At 39.3% G+C, this 17,705-nt stretch carries 17 protein-coding genes; 7 read left to right on the top strand and 10 right to left on the bottom strand.

The window, feature by feature from the left end:
• Nucleotides 1–103: 103 nt before the first annotated feature.
• The 4 genes from MWU78_RS14170 to arfB all read left to right on the top strand — a co-directional run bounded on the left by MWU78_RS14170 (nucleotide 104) and on the right by arfB (nucleotide 4,871).
• On the top strand, nucleotides 104–1,093 hold the full coding sequence (locus MWU78_RS14170; RefSeq protein WP_246998826.1) for an aspartate-semialdehyde dehydrogenase: 990 nt from the start codon (nucleotides 104–106) through the stop codon (nucleotides 1,091–1,093).
• Nucleotides 1,094–1,234: 141 nt separating this feature from the next.
• Nucleotides 1,235–3,394 carry a prolyl oligopeptidase family serine peptidase gene (locus MWU78_RS14165; RefSeq protein WP_246998817.1) on the top strand — a complete coding sequence of 720 codons (2,160 nt, stop codon included), beginning with the start codon at nucleotides 1,235–1,237 and terminating at the stop codon, nucleotides 3,392–3,394.
• 90 nt (nucleotides 3,395–3,484) lie between these two features.
• Nucleotides 3,485–4,459: an ABC transporter ATP-binding protein gene (locus tag MWU78_RS14160; protein WP_246998815.1), complete on the top strand. Its 975-nt coding sequence runs from the start codon at nucleotides 3,485–3,487 to the stop codon at nucleotides 4,457–4,459.
• Nucleotides 4,460–4,466: 7 nt separating this feature from the next.
• Nucleotides 4,467–4,871: an alternative ribosome rescue aminoacyl-tRNA hydrolase ArfB gene (arfB, locus tag MWU78_RS14155; RefSeq protein WP_246998813.1), complete on the top strand. Its 405-nt coding sequence runs from the start codon at nucleotides 4,467–4,469 to the stop codon at nucleotides 4,869–4,871.
• 111 nt (nucleotides 4,872–4,982) lie between these two features.
• On the opposite strand, the gene MWU78_RS14150 is transcribed toward arfB, so the two are convergent.
• From MWU78_RS14150 to pdxA, 8 genes are all read right to left on the bottom strand, one after another.
• On the bottom strand, nucleotides 4,983–5,438 hold the full coding sequence (locus tag MWU78_RS14150; RefSeq protein WP_246998811.1) for a 3-oxoacyl-ACP synthase: 456 nt from the start codon (nucleotides 5,436–5,438) through the stop codon (nucleotides 4,983–4,985).
• Between the two features lie 54 nt (nucleotides 5,439–5,492).
• Nucleotides 5,493–6,608, bottom strand: a complete 1,116-nt coding sequence (locus MWU78_RS14145; RefSeq protein ID WP_246998809.1) for an FAD-dependent oxidoreductase — start codon at nucleotides 6,606–6,608, stop codon at nucleotides 5,493–5,495.
• Nucleotides 6,609–6,797: 189 nt separating this feature from the next.
• Nucleotides 6,798–8,150, bottom strand: coding sequence for an acetyl-CoA carboxylase biotin carboxylase subunit (accC, locus tag MWU78_RS14140; protein WP_187581445.1), 1,353 nt, complete (start codon nucleotides 8,148–8,150; stop codon nucleotides 6,798–6,800).
• Nucleotides 8,151–8,241: 91 nt separating this feature from the next.
• On the bottom strand, nucleotides 8,242–8,727 hold the full coding sequence (gene accB / locus MWU78_RS14135) for an acetyl-CoA carboxylase biotin carboxyl carrier protein (RefSeq protein ID WP_246998807.1): 486 nt from the start codon (nucleotides 8,725–8,727) through the stop codon (nucleotides 8,242–8,244).
• Nucleotides 8,728–8,760: 33 nt separating this feature from the next.
• Nucleotides 8,761–9,756: a beta-ketoacyl-ACP synthase III gene (locus MWU78_RS14130; RefSeq protein ID WP_246998805.1), complete on the bottom strand. Its 996-nt coding sequence runs from the start codon at nucleotides 9,754–9,756 to the stop codon at nucleotides 8,761–8,763.
• Between the two features lie 174 nt (nucleotides 9,757–9,930).
• Nucleotides 9,931–10,128, bottom strand: coding sequence for a 50S ribosomal protein L32 (rpmF, locus tag MWU78_RS14125; protein ID WP_103439312.1), 198 nt, complete (start codon nucleotides 10,126–10,128; stop codon nucleotides 9,931–9,933).
• Between the two features lie 8 nt (nucleotides 10,129–10,136).
• The gene (locus tag MWU78_RS14120; RefSeq protein WP_246998803.1) at nucleotides 10,137–10,670 is read right to left on the bottom strand and encodes a DUF177 domain-containing protein; all 534 of its coding nucleotides are present in this window, start codon (nucleotides 10,668–10,670) and stop codon (nucleotides 10,137–10,139) included.
• 158 nt (nucleotides 10,671–10,828) lie between these two features.
• Nucleotides 10,829–11,881 (bottom strand): 4-hydroxythreonine-4-phosphate dehydrogenase PdxA, encoded by a 1,053-nt coding sequence (pdxA, locus tag MWU78_RS14115; RefSeq protein ID WP_246998801.1) that lies wholly within the window; start codon nucleotides 11,879–11,881, stop codon nucleotides 10,829–10,831.
• Nucleotides 11,882–11,951: 70 nt separating this feature from the next.
• Here pdxA and MWU78_RS14110 point away from each other — a divergent pair, with 70 nt between their 5' ends.
• Together MWU78_RS14110 and MWU78_RS14105 are read left to right on the top strand one after the other, a co-directional pair.
• Nucleotides 11,952–12,542: a riboflavin synthase gene (locus tag MWU78_RS14110; protein ID WP_246998799.1), complete on the top strand. Its 591-nt coding sequence runs from the start codon at nucleotides 11,952–11,954 to the stop codon at nucleotides 12,540–12,542.
• 446 nt (nucleotides 12,543–12,988) lie between these two features.
• The gene (locus tag MWU78_RS14105; protein WP_246998797.1) at nucleotides 12,989–13,801 is read left to right on the top strand and encodes an alpha/beta hydrolase-fold protein; all 813 of its coding nucleotides are present in this window, start codon (nucleotides 12,989–12,991) and stop codon (nucleotides 13,799–13,801) included.
• Nucleotide 13,802: 1 nt separating this feature from the next.
• On the opposite strand, the gene MWU78_RS14100 is transcribed toward MWU78_RS14105, so the two are convergent.
• Entirely contained in the window at nucleotides 13,803–14,897 is a 1,095-nt protein-coding gene (locus MWU78_RS14100; RefSeq protein ID WP_281503848.1) for a heparan-alpha-glucosaminide N-acetyltransferase domain-containing protein, read from the bottom strand.
• A gap of 45 nt (nucleotides 14,898–14,942) precedes the next feature.
• Nucleotides 14,943–16,754, bottom strand: coding sequence for a sodium:solute symporter family protein (locus tag MWU78_RS14095; RefSeq protein WP_246998795.1), 1,812 nt, complete (start codon nucleotides 16,752–16,754; stop codon nucleotides 14,943–14,945).
• Nucleotides 16,755–16,837: 83 nt separating this feature from the next.
• Here MWU78_RS14095 and MWU78_RS14090 point away from each other — a divergent pair, with 83 nt between their 5' ends.
• Nucleotides 16,838–17,593, top strand: coding sequence for a sulfite exporter TauE/SafE family protein (locus MWU78_RS14090; protein ID WP_246998793.1), 756 nt, complete (start codon nucleotides 16,838–16,840; stop codon nucleotides 17,591–17,593).
• Nucleotides 17,594–17,705: the final 112 nt, after the last annotated feature.

Genomic DNA, 17,705 nt, shown 5'->3' with positions numbered 1-17,705 from the left:
TTATTTGTAACAATTTGTTATATTTTTAATACATTCTGATTTATGTATTGTTTAATACCCTATTATCTGTACATTTGCCAACTGAAATTTTAATTTAATCGTAATGAAAGTAGCTGTAGTTGGTGCAACAGGGATGGTAGGGGAAGTGATGCTAAAAGTATTGGCAGAACGTAATTTTCCTGTAACTGAATTATTGGTAGTAGCCTCTGAAAGATCTGTAGGCAAAAAATTAACCTTCCAAGGTAAGGAACATACTCTAATTGGCCTTGAAACTGCGGTAGCCGCTAAACCGGACATTGCCATATTTTCTGCGGGAGGAGACACTTCTTTGGAATGGGCCCCAAAATTTGCAGCCGTTGGTACCACCGTAATAGATAATTCTTCGGCATGGCGTATGGATCCCACCAAAAAATTGGTGGTTCCTGAAATAAACGCCGGCGAATTGACCAAGGAAGATAAAATAATAGCAAACCCAAACTGTTCCACTATTCAGATGGTATTGGCTCTGTCTTCCTTACATAAAACATACAAAATGAAAAGGGTGGTAGTTTCTACCTACCAGTCGGTTTCGGGAACAGGGGTAAAGGCCGTTCAGCAACTGGAAAATGAAATAGCAGGAATACAGGGTGAAATGGCATATCCTTATCCCATCGGAAAAAATGCATTGCCACATTGTGACGTATTTTTGGACAATGGCTACACCAAAGAAGAGATGAAGTTGGCCAAGGAGCCACAAAAAATATTCAATGACAAAACGTTTTCCGTAACGGCAACAGCTGTACGTATCCCAACAGCTGGAGGTCATTCAGAATCGGTTAACGTAGAATTTGAAAACGATTTTGAACTATCGGAAGTAAGGAGACTATTAAATGAAACCCCAGGGATCGTAGTTCAGGACAACACGGATACCAATACTTACCCAATGCCAATTTATGCTCATGGTAAGGATGATGTTTTTGTAGGTAGAATTAGAAGGGATGAAACACAATCCAATACTTTGAACATGTGGATCGTGGCTGATAACCTAAGAAAAGGAGCGGCTACGAACGCAGTACAAATTGCAGAATATTTGGTTCAGAACCAATTAGTGTAATTTGTTCACTTAATACCTTAGGTATATATCCAACTCCTCCGTTAGGAGACCAAGAGTGGAGGATAAGATGTTAAAACCTTTGTAACTACTAATTACAAAGGTTTTTTTTATGCTATTTTTGGCATAAGCGCACCCCCATTCATGAAGAAATCTATAATAATCCCACTTGCAGCTATACTCAATTCTGGTTGCGAGCCCAGTCCAAAAAAAGAAGCAATCGTTTTGAATTATCCCACTACAAAAAGAGTTGATACCATAGACACCTATTTTGGAACAAAGGTCAATGACCCGTTCCGTTGGTTGGAAGACGATAGAAGCACGGAAACCGAAAATTGGGTAAAGCAACAAAATAAGACCACTAACATTTATTTGGACAAAATCCCATTTCGGCAGGATTTGAAAAATCGTTTGGAACAATTATGGAACTACGAGAAGCTGGGATCTCCGTTCAAGGAAGGCAATTACACTTATTTCTTTAAGAACGATGGCTTGCAAAATCAGAATGTATTGTACCGGAAGAACGGAGATGACGGGGAAGCAGAAATATTCCTGGATCCCAATTCCTTTTCCGACGATGCAACAACCTCTTTAGCGGGAATAAATTTTTCCAAGGATGGCACTATAGCCGCATATTCCATATCGGAAGGCGGTAGCGATTGGCGCAAAGTACTCGTAATTAATACCGAGAACAAATCCATAGTAGAAGATACTTTGGTAGATATAAAATTTAGTGGGGTTTCCTGGAAAGAAAACGAGGGTTTCTATTACTCTAGCTATGACAAACCCAAAGGCAGTGAATTATCTGCCAAGACGGACCAACACAAACTTTACTATCACAAACTGGGAACCCCCCAGAAAAGCGATAAAGTGGTATTTGGTGGTATTCCATCAGAAAAACACAGGTATGTTGGTGGTTATGTTACAGAAGATGATAACTATCTAATTATTTCGGCCGCAATATCTACCTCGGGCAATAAGCTATTTATAAAAGACTTAAACCAAGCTGGAAGCGATCTAATCACCATTTTGGATACACCTGACACGGATAGCCACGTTATACACAATGTAGGGTCAAAACTGTTTATATTGACCAATAGAAATGCACCCAATAAGAAAGTTGTTTCCGTGGATGTACAAAATCCAACTCCGGATCATTGGACCGATCTAATACCAGAAACGCAAAATGTTCTATCTGTGGGCACTGCCGGGGGATATTTCTTTACAGAATATATGGTAGATGCCATTTCCAAAGTGTACCAATACGACCATGAAGGAAATATGATCCGCGAACTTGCACTTCCAGGACTTGGAAGTGCCGCTGGTTTTAGCGGAAAAATGAAGGAAACTGAACTCTACTTCTCATTTACCAACTACAATACCCCAGGATCCTCCTATAAATACAATATTACTACCGGAGAATATACGTTATACTGGAAACCTGAATTGGATTTCGATCCAGAAGAATATGAATCCAAACAAGTCTTCTACTCCTCAAAGGACGGCACTGGGATACCCATGATCATCACGCATAAAAAAGGATTGGAATTGAACGGCACAAATCCGACCATACTTTACGGTTATGGTGGATTCAATATTAGCCTAACGCCCACATTTAGTGTTACCAATGCGGTTTGGATGGAACAAGGTGGAGTCTTTGCTGTACCCAATTTAAGAGGAGGTGGCGAATATGGTAAAAAATGGCATGATGCCGGTATCACAACCAAAAAACAAAATGTCTTTGACGATTTTATAGCTGCCGCTGAGTATCTGATTGACCAAAAATATACCTCAAGCGACCATTTGGCCATTAAGGGAGGTTCCAATGGTGGACTTTTGGTTGGCGCTGTCATGACCCAAAGACCAGATTTAATGAAGGTAGCATTACCAGCTGTAGGCGTTTTGGATATGCTTAGATACCACACTTTTACTGCAGGTGCGGGCTGGGCCTATGACTATGGGACCTCTGAAGACAATCAGGAAATGTTTAATTACCTAAAGGGATATTCCCCCGTCCATAATGTTAAGGCAGGTGTACAATACCCTGCAACCCTTATTACCACTGGCGATCATGACGATAGGGTAGTACCAGCACATAGCTTTAAGTTTGCTGCGGAACTGCAGGAAAAGCAATCGGGGAACAACCCTACTTTAATACGTATTGAAGTTAATGCCGGCCATGGAGCAGGAACTCCGGTGAGCAAGACCATTGAGCAAAATGTGGATATTTATGGATTCACATTGTTCAATATGGGTTATTTGGAACTCCCCAACAAGGGAGTTTTAAAAGATTTTAAGGATTAGTTAAAAAAAATCAATAATTTTGTTTTAAGTCCGTTTCTTTTAGAAATGGACTTTTTTTATCCCCAAAAATTATATTTATAGTTTTAGCCCATGTTACAAGTCAATTCTCTTTCGTTCGCTTATGATAAAATACCGGTATTGACCGATATTGGTTTTAAGGTGTCCAAAGGTGAACACATTTCCATAGTAGGAGAAAGTGGGTGTGGAAAAAGCACCTTGCTCAAAATTATTTACGGCCTACTTCAACCCGATCAAGGCGATATATTCTGGGGAGAGAAACAGGTATTGGGACCTGATTTTAATCTTGTTCCAGGTGAATCCTACATGAAATACCTGTCGCAGGATTTTGACCTAATGCCTTTCACTACTGTGGCGGAAAATGTAAGTCAATTTCTATCTGTTTTCTATCCTGAGGAATTAAAGGCAAGAACAGCTGAATTGTTGGAAATGATAGACATGGTCCCCTTTGCCAAAGTTAAGGTCAAAAACCTTAGTGGTGGCCAGCAACAGAGAGTAGCATTGGCCAGAGTCCTGGCACAAAAACCGGAACTACTGCTTCTGGATGAGCCATTTGGCCATATAGACAATTTTAGGAAAAATCAACTGAGAAGAAATCTCTTTGGATATTTAAAAAAGGAAGAGATCAGTTGTATCACGGCCACACATGACTTCCAAGATATTCTTCCTTACGCCAATAGGATCATTGTTCTTAAGGATCAAGAAATAATGGTAGATGCCAATACCAAAAACCTTTATAACAACCCAAAAAATATATATACAGCCACCTTGTTCGGGGAAGCCAACCATATTCCTATAAACATTATAAAATCCTATGGCGATGTGGAGCGGAAAATTATTGTTTACGCACATGAATTTAGAATCTCGAATAAATCTGGAATTCCAACAACTGTAGAAAAATGCTATTTTATGGGCAGTCATTTTTTAATAGAAGGATTGTCCGGAGAGAATAGAATACGGTTTAATTCCGATGAATTCCTAACCGAAGGAAAACAGGTCTTTCTAAACATTGCTCTAGAAACCATTAACCAACGTCTAAAACCGTAATAGCCAATTGAACAGGGAAGGCATCATTCAGGAGTTAAAATTTAAAGCAGTGCGAAGCAGCGGTGCCGGGGGGCAAAATGTAAACAAAGTTTCCTCCAAAGTGGAACTGACTTTCGATCTGGAAAATTCCAACGCCCTTACTGAATTGGAAAAATATAGACTCCGCAAAAAACTGTCCTCCAAGCTAAGTAAAGAAAACCTTCTTTTAATGCAATGCGAGGAAACCCGTAGTCAACACAAAAACAAGGAACTGGTCATTCAAAAATTCCTTGAAACGATCCAAGTAAATTTGATCGTCCCAAAAAGAAGAAGAAAGACCAAACCCACCAGATCGGCTATTGAAAAACGATTAAAGAGCAAAAAACGGGCTGCCCTCAAAAAAATAAACCGCAGTAAGCCTAAATTGGATTGATCCCTTTGCATTTACCTATAAGAACTATGCTCCAAAAACCGTAACCAATCCAACAATTTAGTGCTATATCTTTATTACCAAGGATTGCGCCGGAAACAGGATAACACAAGACTACGCAATTTGCCGTATTTCAATCTCCTTTGTATTAAAAACAACAATATCACCTACTACTTTCCCCATTAACAATTTCCCCACTGGTGTATTGGGTGCAATGGCATAAAAGGAAACTCTGTCTACTTTTATTTCCCCCGCACTTATTCCCAAATAATAATTTTGTTTATCGGTATATACTACACTTCCCAATCCTATGTGGGACAAATTGGTCTTTAGGGGTATCTTCTTAAACAACTCTTGAAGTAAATTTACCTCCGCAAGCTGATTCCCCAATTTCTCACGCTCCAACTGAATCATTGCCCTACCAGTTTCATGCTTGTCACCGGCACTGCTTTTCGTCTCCGAGCTCAAGGCCTCCTGTAAGGAATCAATATTTTTTTGAATCCGCGCTAACCGACTCTCAATAAACAATTGACAAAACCCATATAGTTGTTGTTTCGGTGGTTGGTCCATTTAGAAATACATTAATTTAAACTTTTAAGATATTCGCCATTTTTTACCTTCTGGCTACTTCGCCAAATTGGCCAATTCCTTTCCTATTAAACTACCGATGGCAATACCCATTCCCCCCATTCTAACCCCGCAATATACATTATTGCCCAAGTGTTTTACAATGGGTTTCTTTTGTTTACCCATACCCATAATACCACTCCATCTTAGGTCTATTTCAAAGGGCGTATTGGGTAAAATTACGGTCCGCAATATATTCTCAAGACTATTCTGTACCAAAGTGGTCTCTCCAAAAGTGCTGGTTTCTTCACCTTTAAAATCCAGATTTCTTCCCCCTCCAAATAGAATTCGGTCTTCAATGTTCCCAAAATAATAATATCCTTCATCCAAATGAAAAGTACCTTTGATATTCAGGTTATGTATAGGTTTGGTAATCAGCACCTGTGCTCTGGCGGGTTTTACCTTTTCCCGAATTAATTGGGATGCAAAACCATTGGTTGCAATGAATAGCTTGTTGGTTCTGAATTCGAAATGATCGGTTTTAATCATGACATGGTCTATATTTTCTACAAAGTTCTCCACCCTAATGGAATTTAGGATCGTTACACCACTATTTTGCACCTTATCCAATAAGGTTTTCATCATTTTACCGGTGTTGATCTGCCCTTCGAACGGACTGGAAATATAGTTCTCCTGAATCCCCTTAAAACCAAAGCTATTTGGGAGCGTTTGGAAAGCGTCCGCCTTGAATACAGGTTTTAAAAGGGAATTAACCCTATCCAAATTATCCAGACAATCTTCATAAAGACCCTCTTGATCCTTCAAAAAAACCTCATTCCCACCGTGGTTTTGATAATCTATTTGTTCATCACCAAGATTTTTCCGAAGTAATTGCACACCCTCCCAACGCTTTTTTACCAATTGCAGCACCTCTTTCTCGGTATGCTTCCGCAAGTCCGATAAAATCTCCGATACACTACCGAAACATGCAAATCCAGCATTTTTTGTACTTGCCCCTTGAGGCAGAAGGCCTCTTTCCAATACTAAAATCTTAGCTTCAGGAAATTGTTTCTTTAAATATAGCGCACAATTAAGCCCTACTATCCCACTACCTACAACAGTGAAATCTATGTTGGATAACCACGTTTTATATTCCCAATAACTTAGGTTCATAGAGGGTAGGTGTATTTATAATCAATATAACAATAGTGGAATAAAGGTATTATTTCTTTGGCGATAAATGGAATCAAGGGCAAAAGCTTGTTGCAATAATCGCTTTAACTAAGAAGGCGAAGTAATCTGTTGGTATACTACAGATTACTTCGCCTTCTTAGTTAAATAAATTTTCTTTACACTTATCCGTTATTCCACTGGCTGTGGTGCCATTACAAAGTCTTCCATAAACTTGGTAGTGTAATTGCCCGCCAAGTAATCTGGGTGATCCATAAGCTGTCTATGGAAAGGTATGGTTGTCTTAATTCCTTCAATAACAAACTCATCCAAGGCACGCTTCATTTTATTAATGGCTTCCTCCCTGGTTTGCGCCGTGGTAATCAGCTTTGCAATCATGGAGTCATAATTAGGAGGAATGGTATAACCACTATAAACATGTGTATCCAATCTAATCCCATGCCCCCCTGGGGTATGCAAAGTAGTGATTTTTCCAGGAGAGGGCCTAAATCCGTTGTAGGGATCCTCGGCATTTATCCTGCATTCTATAGAGTGTAGCTTTGGAAGATAATTTTTCCCTGAAATAGGTACCCCACCAGCAACCAATATTTGCTCGCGTATAAGGTCGTAATCTATTACCTGTTCTGTTATGGGATGCTCTACCTGAATCCTGGTATTCATTTCCATAAAATAAAAGTTCCGGTGTTTATCCACTAGAAATTCTATTGTACCAGCTCCTTCATATTTAATATATTCAGCAGCCTTTACTGCTGCTTTCCCCATATCGTCCCTTAACTTATCTGTCATAAAGGGCGAAGGCGTCTCTTCCGTTAATTTTTGATGGCGTCGTTGAATAGAGCAGTCCCTTTCTGAAAGGTGACATGCCTTGCCGTATTGATCTCCTACGATCTGGATTTCTATATGGCGTGGTTCTTCTATCAGCTTTTCCATATACATACCGCCATTTCCAAAAGCTGCTGTAGCCTCTTTAACCGCACTGTTAAAAAGATCCTCCATCTTGTCCTCGGACATTACCGCACGCATTCCCTTACCTCCACCACCAGCGGTAGCTTTGATCATAACGGGGTAACCCATCTTTTTAGCCACTTTTTTGGCATCGGCTACATCTTTTAGCAAGCCTTCAGAACCGGGCACACAAGGTACGCCAGCCTTTTTCATGGTCTCCTTGGCCGTGGCCTTATCTCCCATCTTGTCTATGTGGTCCCCTGTGGCCCCTATAAATTTTATATCGTGCTCCGCACAAATTCTGGAAAATTTGGAGTTTTCGGAAAGAAAACCATACCCAGGGTGAATAGCATCGGCATTGGTAATTTCGGCCGCAGCAATAATATTTGGAATCTTCAGATATGATTCACTACTTGGAGGTGGACCTATACAAACCGCTTCGTCCGCAAAACGAACATGCAAGCTTTCCTCATCCGCTTTCGAATATACCGCTACCGTTTTAATACCCATTTCCTTACAGGTCCTGATAATACGAAGCGCTATTTCTCCCCTATTTGCAATAAGTATCTTTTTAAACATCTTTTGAAATTTTAAATTTTGTAATCTAAATTTTAAATGGTTCGGAATAACCATAGAAAATCGTCATCCGACATTTAACATTTAAAACTTCCTATGATGGATCTACCAAAAATAATGGTTGATCAAATTCTACAGGTGAACTATCATCTACAAGAACTTTCACGATTGTTCCGGAAACTTCAGACTCAATATCGTTAAATAATTTCATCGCCTCTATGACACATAGCACGTCACCTTTATTTATTGTGTCTCCAACTTCAACAAAATTAGGTTTGTCCGGTGAGGGTTTCCTATAAAATGTTCCAATAATCGGGGATTTTATGGTAATATATTTTGAATTTTCATCAGCTTCCTTTTTTACCTCTACTTCTACCGAAGGAGAGCCAGTAGGCGATGCAGCCATATGCTGTTGCATAGGGTTCCCCATAGGGATGTGCTGAACATAAGTTGGTTCTTGGGTATGACCAGCTGCCCCGGTACGGATGGTGATTTTTATATCTTCCATCTCCAATTTTACTTCACTAGCCCCAGATTTGGCTACAAATTTAATTAAGCTTTGAATTTCTTTAATATCCATAGAGTTCGTTTTAGTTTATAGGTTGCCTCAGATTTATGAATTGTATGCCCATTTTAAATAAATGGAGCCCCAGGTGAAACCACCACCGAAGGCTGCAAAAACCAAATTATCACCTTTCTTAAGCTGGGTTTCATAGTCGCTCAATAAAAGTGGCAGAGTTGCGGATGTGGTATTACCGTACCTCTGTATATTCATCATTACTTTGGAATCTTCCAATCCCATTCTATTGGATGTGGCGTCAATAATTCTTTTGTTGGCCTGATGAGGTATTAACCAATCAACATCATCATGCGACAAATTATTTCGCTCCATAATTTTGGCTGCGGAATCCGCCATATTGGTCACCGCAAATTTGAAAACCGATTTTCCGTCCTGATAAATGAAATGCTGACGGTTTTTAACGGTTTCTTCCGAGGCGGGGAGCAAAGAGCCACCGGCATCCATTTTAAGGAAATTTCTTCCCACGCCATCCGATCTTAAGTATTCGTCCTGCAGCCCTAGACCTTCGGTGTTAGGTTCAAAAAGCGCCGCCCCTGCACCATCCCCAAAGATTATACAGGTAGTTCTATCAGTGTAATCTATTATTGAAGACATCTTATCTGCCCCAATAAGCAATACTTTTTTATATCGGCCGGATTCAATATAACTGGCGGCCGTGGACATTCCATATAAAAAACTGGAACAAGCGGCTTGCAAATCATAGGCAAAGGCATTTGTTGCTCCTATCTCCGAACCCACATAGGCAGCAGTTGCAGCAACCATCATATCCGGAGTTGCGGTAGCCACAATAATGAGATCGATCTCCTTAGGATCCAATTTCCGTTTTTCCAGAAGTTGCTCTGCAGCTTTTATGGCAAGATAGGACGTTCCCAGTCCTTCTCCCTTTAAGATTCTCCTTTCTTTAATACCAGTTCTGGTCGTAATCCATTCATCGTTGGTATCCACCAAAGTTTCCAAAATCTTATTAGTCATTACAAAGTCTGGTACATAAGACCCTACAGCAGTAATTGCAGCTGTTATTTTGCTCATCTAAATTTGATTTTTATCAATAAATCTTCAAAAACAATTGAAAATTTGTGAAAATTAGTGATTTTCTGCGACTTTAAGTCCAAAAATACCTTGTTTTTGAATTTTACATCAGCCTCATAAAAAAACTCCCACTCTTAAGAAGTGGGAGTCCAAATTATATTGTGCTAACGTAAATTATGCTACTGCTTCTTCAGTTTTGTCAATCAAAACCTCTCCACGATAGTATAATTTGCCCTCATGCCAATGAGCTCTATGAAACAAATGCATTTCTCCAGTGGTTGGGTCTTTAGCTACAGTAGGAGCTACCGCCTTATAATGCGTTCTTCTCTTGTCTCTTCTGGTTTTGGAAATTTTTCTTTTAGGATGTGCCATTATGAAACTTATTTATCCGTTAATAATTTTTTTAGTGCGTCCCAACGGGGATCAATATCTTCTTTGTTTTCCTTTGTTTCTTTTGGTTGCAGTTCTTCCAGCTTTGCCAACACCTCTGATTTCAGAGTGCCGTCCAAAACTCCTGGATGAACTTTTTTAAGTGGTACCGACAACACCAACATTTCATAAACATATTGTGCAATATTGATCTGGTATTCGCTGTGCGGAATAATCAATATTTCATCATTGTCATTGTTGTACTCATCACCAAACTTAACAACCAATTCCAAATCGGCCTTAACTTTCTGATCATAAGGTTCGCTGGTGAGATCACAAATAACGTTTACCGTTCCCAGCGATTTCATTTCCAACTCCATCATCGTACTCATTTTGTTCAAGGTAACGTTTAATTTAATATCCGCACCGTTAAACTCATCATACTCAAAAGACTCAAAGAACGTATTGTCAAAAGTGTACTCAAACTCGTGTTTTCCCTGTTTCAGTCCCGAAAAAGGAATAATAAACTCCTTATGCTGCATCATGATCACACTAGTTTTAACGTACTCGCCGTAATAATGGCGGGTGCAAAGATACTATTATTTTATAAAAAGCCAACAAATAGAACGAAATAAATATTTTCCGATCAAATTCCCTTAAATCATTGACATAATGTACAGTAGGCTCTCTTATTTAAGCAAGACTAAGCCCCTCTTTTTAATTTATGTTTTTTTAAGGGATTAGCTATTAACTCTTTATATTCCTCTCTATTCTTAAATATCTGTAAGGCCATAAAAACCGCCTCCTTAAAAGAGCTATGGTCCGCTTTGCCTTTTCCAGCAATTTCATAAGCAGTACCATGGTCAGGGGAAGTACGCACCTTATTAAGGCCGGCCGTATAGTTTACCCCTTTGCCAAAAGATAAGGTTTTAAACGGTATAAGTCCTTGGTCATGATACGCCGCCAAAATAGCATCAAAATTCTTATAATTGTCCGACCCGAAAAAACTATCGGCAGAATATGGCCCAAATACCAAATGCCCCTTTTCCGACATTTCCTTGATAACAGGCTTTAACACCTCATCATCTTCTTTACCAATTACCCCATTATCCCCACTGTGAGGGTTTATCCCCAAAAGGGCAATTTTAGGTTTTCTAATTCCAAAATCCATTTTTAGGGAGTTGGAAATAGTGGCGATTTTTGAGCGAATAAGTTGTGGTGTAATACTTGCGGCAACATCCTTTACCGCAACATGATCGGTAAGCAAGCCTACCCTTAAATCATCCGATACCATAAACATTAGGCTTTCACCTTCCAATTCCTGGGCCAAATAGTCTGTATGCCCTGGAAATTTAAAATCATCTGCCTGTATATTGTTCTTGTTTATTGGTGCCGTAACCAAAACATCTATCTCATCATTTTTCAAGGCAGCAACCGCCGCTTTAAGGGATTGAATGGCGTATTTTCCACTCTCCGGTGTTGGCTCTCCAAAATTAATAACCGGTGTTTCTTTCCATACATTTACAACATTGATCTTGCCATCTATAGCCTTAGAGGCATCTTGGATACCGTTATAATTGATCTCAAAGCCCAAATCCGTTTTTTGGTGGGAGATGGTTTTATTGGATGCAAAAATAACCGGTGTGCAGAAATCCAACATCCGGGAATCCTCAAACGTCTTAAGCACCACTTCGCACCCAATCCCATTTAAATCCCCTATGGATATCCCCAATTTGATCTTTCCAGTTTCCTGCATTTCCTGTTTTCGTTTAATATGAAATAAACCCTTAAATTTACAACACAAAACTACTTAATTTAAACGACACATGTTTACTGGGATTATTGAAACTTTGGGAGAAGTAATAAAATTGGAAAAAGAGGGAAGCAATCTTCATATTACCCTAAGATCTGAGATTACCCAAGAACTAAAAATAGACCAAAGTGTTGCCCATAACGGAGTATGTCTAACGGTCGTGAAAATAGCATCCGATCAATATACTGTAACCGCTATTGATGAGACTTTGAACAAAACAAACTTGAACGACCTTGAGGAAGGGGAGTCGGTAAATCTGGAACGAGCCATGGTACTAGGCGCCAGATTGGACGGACATATAGTACAGGGACATGTAGACCAAACAGGTAAATGCATAAATATTGAAGAAAAGGATGGTAGCTGGTTCTTCACCTTCAGCTATGATTCCAAACAAAATAATGTTACCATAGAAAAGGGATCCATAACCATAGATGGGACCAGCTTAACCGTAGTTGATTCCCAGAAAGACAGCTTTAGCGTTGCCATAATACCTTATACCTATGAGCATACACGATTTGGAAATTATAATGTAGGGACAAGGGTTAATCTTGAATTTGATGTAATAGGCAAATACGTTTCCAGACTATTGGAACTCAGAAATTAAAACTGTAAAGACCAAGAGATAAATTCCCAGATTCCTAGAGCGACTTTTGAAAAAATTATGCCAATTGCAATCACCTACAACACTACAAGGATTAATTCATATGCTTTACGCACTTATTGGAACGGGGCTTCTTTTCATTGCCATTGCATTTCCCGTTGCTAAAAACAATGCAACAAATCTTCTTTCCGGATATTATACTTTGAGGGAAAGCACTAAATATTGGAAAGGATACTTTAAAACCAAGGAAGGGGAGAAAGTACAATTGATTCTGAACTCTGACAGCAAATCATACTGTTTTTTTCAAAAATGCCTTCCCTAAGCAAGTTAAGAATTAATAGATCAATTCTCCCAAGATTGTTCCAGCCGTAATTGGACAGGTTAAATACTTTTTTAAATACAATATTAATTTCAAGAATCGTTATACTTGCAAGATTTGAAGTTATAATATGCAGTTTAAAAGTGATTATATTAGTTTGAAAGGAAGCGTTTTTTCTTTCAATTTAGATAGAAACGTAGCCTTTAGATTGGTTGCGCCGCCAAACTACAAAGAATCACCAACTCCATTTCCTGTATTATTAATGAATGATGGCCAGGATTATGTGGGTTTGAATTTAGAAAAAACCCTGTCCGAAGCCTATAGGGACAAGAAAACTATTCCCTTTGTTTTCGTGGGAATTGAAGCCGATAAAAATAGACTTTACGAGTACGGAACTTCAATTTCCGCCGATTTTAAAGGTAGGGGGAACAAGGCTTTAAAATACTCCAAATTTATCATAGAGGAATTCGTGCCCTTCCTATGCCAAGAATTTAAAGTCTCCCCTCCTGTTCAAAATTGGGTCTATTGCGGTTTTTCCTTAGGAGGACTTTCCGCTTTCGACATTGCATTCAATAACTCCCAATTTTTTGGTAAAATAGGCGTTTTTAGCGGTTCCTTTTGGTGGCGTAAGAAACCTTACCAGAAGAACGATATGAAGGATAGGAGCCGAATAACTTTGGACATGATCAAGAACGCGGATCAATTATCCCCCATACAATACTTTTTTCAATGTGGCACGGCGGAAGAGACAGATGATCGTAACAATAATGGTATTATTGATGTCATAGACGATACCATGGACGTGATAAACGAATTGCAGTTAAAGGGTTATTCCTATCCTGGGGATATTTACTACAAAGAAATTGAAGGGGGAAAGCATGATCTATACACATGGAGCGCAGTCCTGCCACAATTCTTAAAATGGGCTTTCCAAAAGGGCTGAATTATACCTTAATGAATATCTTTTTTCTATAAAGAATATATCCCAGAAACACATAAAAAGAGACTACCGAGAGTCCATACAACAATGAAGAGGTCTGCATTGCCATAAAATCCTGAACATAAACGGTTTTAAAAAGCCAGCCGTGCAGAGAAGTATCCCCGTCTACCTTTAACATGCCCATAATTTTACTTATAAAACTGGAAAGAAAATACAGGACAATGGCATTGGCCCCGGCATATTTAAATATACTTCCAAACTTAATTCCCTTTACATCGGACACGTAATAAATTAGTCCCAGAATTATATTAGCCCAACCAGCCGTTACCATTACAAAACTACTGCTCCACAAGGCCTTGTTGATAGGGAAAAATAAATCCCATATATAACCTACCAACAACATTGCAATTCCTATGCCGAACAGAAACATTTCCTTTTTTGCCCTTTTGGAGCGTAAAATAAGACCTGTAAAGACCCCCATTAATGCGGTAGCTATTGATGGTAAAGTACTTAACAAGCCTTCGGGATCATAATCCGCCTTATAGCTATGGGATCCAAAAATGAGGACATCCAAAAAATTTGCCAAATTGTTCGGGGCACGTTCAAATGTAGATGCCATTCCGTTGACCGGTACAAAACCCATCACTAACCAATAGCCTATTAATAAAAAGGCGCAAATACCAACCAATGATTTCCAATTAAAATTGATGAACAAAATTGAGGCAAAGAAAAACACTATGCCAATACGCTGTAGCACCCCTGGAAAACGAATGATATCGAAATCCTTAAAGAAAGGGAAGTGAATGGTAAATGCTCCCAAGAACAACCCCAAACCTATTAGTTTCAAAGCCCTAATCGTAATTTTTTTATAAGTGCTTGAATCTACGGCCTTATTTTGATAAGAGAAAACAATGGAACAGCCTACGATAAACAGAAAGAAAGGAAAAACAAGATCCGTAGGAGTATATCCGTGCCATGGAGCATGTAAAAAAGGACCGTACACATGGGACCAGGTACCAGGTGTATTTACCAATATCATAAGGACAATGGTAAGCCCTCTAAAGATATCCACGGAAACTATTCTATTCTGAATATTCATTCTTGCCTGGTTACTGACCAGCTATTTATTGCAAATCACCTAAGTCTACAAAATATGATCCTTCATTTTATTCCATGCCCGTGCCAACAATAATCCGGACACAATGGCCACACCGGTCAAAATAAGTGCACTGGTGGTTTTTCCATAGATCCAGTAGCCTGTAGCGAACATACAGGAATAAATTAGCACACAACCTAATAACATGGCCGTAATTCCTGCGGGAACACTCCATTTTTCTTTAGTGTTCACTATCTCAACATTTTCATCTTTTGCATCCTTGATCACCTTGGACCAACCTGGTCCACCCGGTTGAATTTTTTTATAAAAATCCTGCAATACCTGCTTAGATTCCGGTTGTGTCATAAATGTTGCCCCCAACCAAATTATGCTGGTAACCAAAACCACGAAAGGATATTCCGCCCAATCTGGTAACACCCCGGTTTCAGTAGCAAATAAGAAAGGCCCTACAGCTGTTAGTTTTAATATTATGGAGATGATTCCCGAAGCAAACATAGCGGTAATTTCACTCCAGGCATTGATTCTCCACCAAAACCATCTCAAAATAAAAATAAGTCCGGTACCAGCACCAAACACCAAAAGCACTTCAAATAACTGTAAGGCATTTTGTAAAAGCAAGGCCAATGCAGCGCTGAAGACCATTAGGATCACTGTAGATATTCTACCAACTGCTACCAATCTTTTTTCTGAGGCATTGGGATTTATCTGTTGTTTATAGAAGTCATATACAATATAAGAGGAACCCCAATTTAGTTGGGTAGAAATGGTACTCATATAGGCCGCTATTAAGGAAGCCAAAACCAAGCCCAATAATCCACTTGGCAATTTGGTCAACATAGCGGAATAAGCCAAATCATGACCCAATTTATCTACAGCTACATTAGGGAAGGCCTCATGAATACTAGCTATGTCCGGATATACAACTAAAGATGCCAATGCCACCAAAATCCATGGCCATGGGCGTAAGGCATAGTGCATAATATTGAAGAAGAATGTTGCTCCAATAGCATGATTTTCATTTTTTGCCGCCAACATACGCTGGGCTATGTAACCTCCACCTCCCGGTTCTGCTCCGGGATACCAAGAACTCCACCACTGTACTGCCAGCGGTATTATAAATAGGGTGATTAACGCTTTTTTATTGCTGAAGTCGGGCAAGATAGATAGCTTATCCACTACATTTTCGTTAGCCATTAAGGCTTCAATTCCCCCAACTTCTGGAATATTGACCAAATAGTACGCTGCTCCAATGGCACCTCCCATAGCTACAAAGAAAAGTAGAAAATCAGTATATACCACTCCTTTAAATCCTCCCAAGGCACTAAATGTAACGGTTATCAATCCTGCGCTCACCACGGTTACCCATGGTTCCAAGCCCAACATAATACCTCCTATTTTGATTGCCGCCAATGTAACGGCGGACATGGTTATCACATTAAAAATTACTCCTAAATAAACAGCCCTAAATTTTCTCAAAAAGCTTGCTGGTTTACCGCCGTAACGCATTTCATAAAATTCCAAATCCGTACTTACGTTGGATTTCCTCCAAAGTTTTGCATATACAAAGACGGTAAGTAGGCCGGTCAGCAGAAAGGCCCACCATACCCAGTTTCCCGAAACCCCATTGGTACGCACAATATCGGTAACTAAATTGGGTGTATCTGTAGAAAAGGTCGTGGCCACCATAGAAAGGCCTAACAGCCACCATGGCATGGTTCTACCGGAAAGAAAATATTCTGAAGAACTTGCCCCAGATTTTTTAGAGACATAAATTCCGATAAATAAAACGATTGAGAAAAAAACAATAATAAAACTGTAATCGAGGGTACTTAATTCCATCAGTTTGGCTTTGGTTTTAGAATTAAGAGCTAAAGATAAATTTTTTTGGGATACTTTTGCCCTTTGTTCGCCAAATGTCACATATGATGCTCTCAACAACACTGGATATAACCACAACGGCCTGGGCACTTGCCTTAACCGCTGCATTTGTAATAGGAATTTCCAAGGCCGGAATAAAAGGAATAGCCATCATCAATGTTACACTAATGGCATTGGCCTTTGGAGCCAAAGAATCAACGGGACTCATTGTCCCCCTGCTTGTTGTGGGGGATGCCTTTGCCGTTGTTTACTATAACAGACATGCCCAATGGAAGTATATAGTCGCTTTTTTGCCATGGATGATATTAGGCATATTTATTGGCACTGCCATTGGAAAAGATTTACCGGAAACCACCTTTAAGATTAGCATGTCCGTAATTATACTCGGAACCGTAATAATGATGTACTGGTGGGATAGAAAAAAATCCAAAAACGTTCCTACGCATTGGGCATTTGCAGGTTTTATTGGAACAATGGCAGGTATTACTACCATGATTGGCAACTTGGCCGGGGCTTTTTCCAACATTTATTTTTTAGCCATGAGACTGCCTAAAAACGAATTTATTGGAACCGCAGCCTGGCTCTTTTTTATAGTAAATATTTTTAAACTGCCCTTTCATATTTTTATATGGAAGACCATTACTCCAGAGACCTTATTAATTAATCTAAAATTAGTGCCCGGAATTATTTTGGGAATTATTGTTGGCATACGAATGGTAAAAATTATTAAAGAACAATTCTATCGCAAGATGATTTTGATTCTTACCGCGGTTGGTGCCTTCCTAATTCTTTTCAGGTAATGAGCTAAAAAAAGCTGGTGCAGTGCACCAGCTCTTCAACTAGACTAACTCAAACTAATACTAACTCAAACTTTTCGAAACAAAAATCGCACTAAAAAACCAGGTAAAAGTT

This window comes from Arenibacter sp. F26102 (genome assembly GCF_023015865.1).
Taxonomy (GTDB): domain Bacteria; phylum Bacteroidota; class Bacteroidia; order Flavobacteriales; family Flavobacteriaceae; genus Arenibacter.
This window is presented reverse-complemented; position numbering and strand designations above follow the sequence as displayed.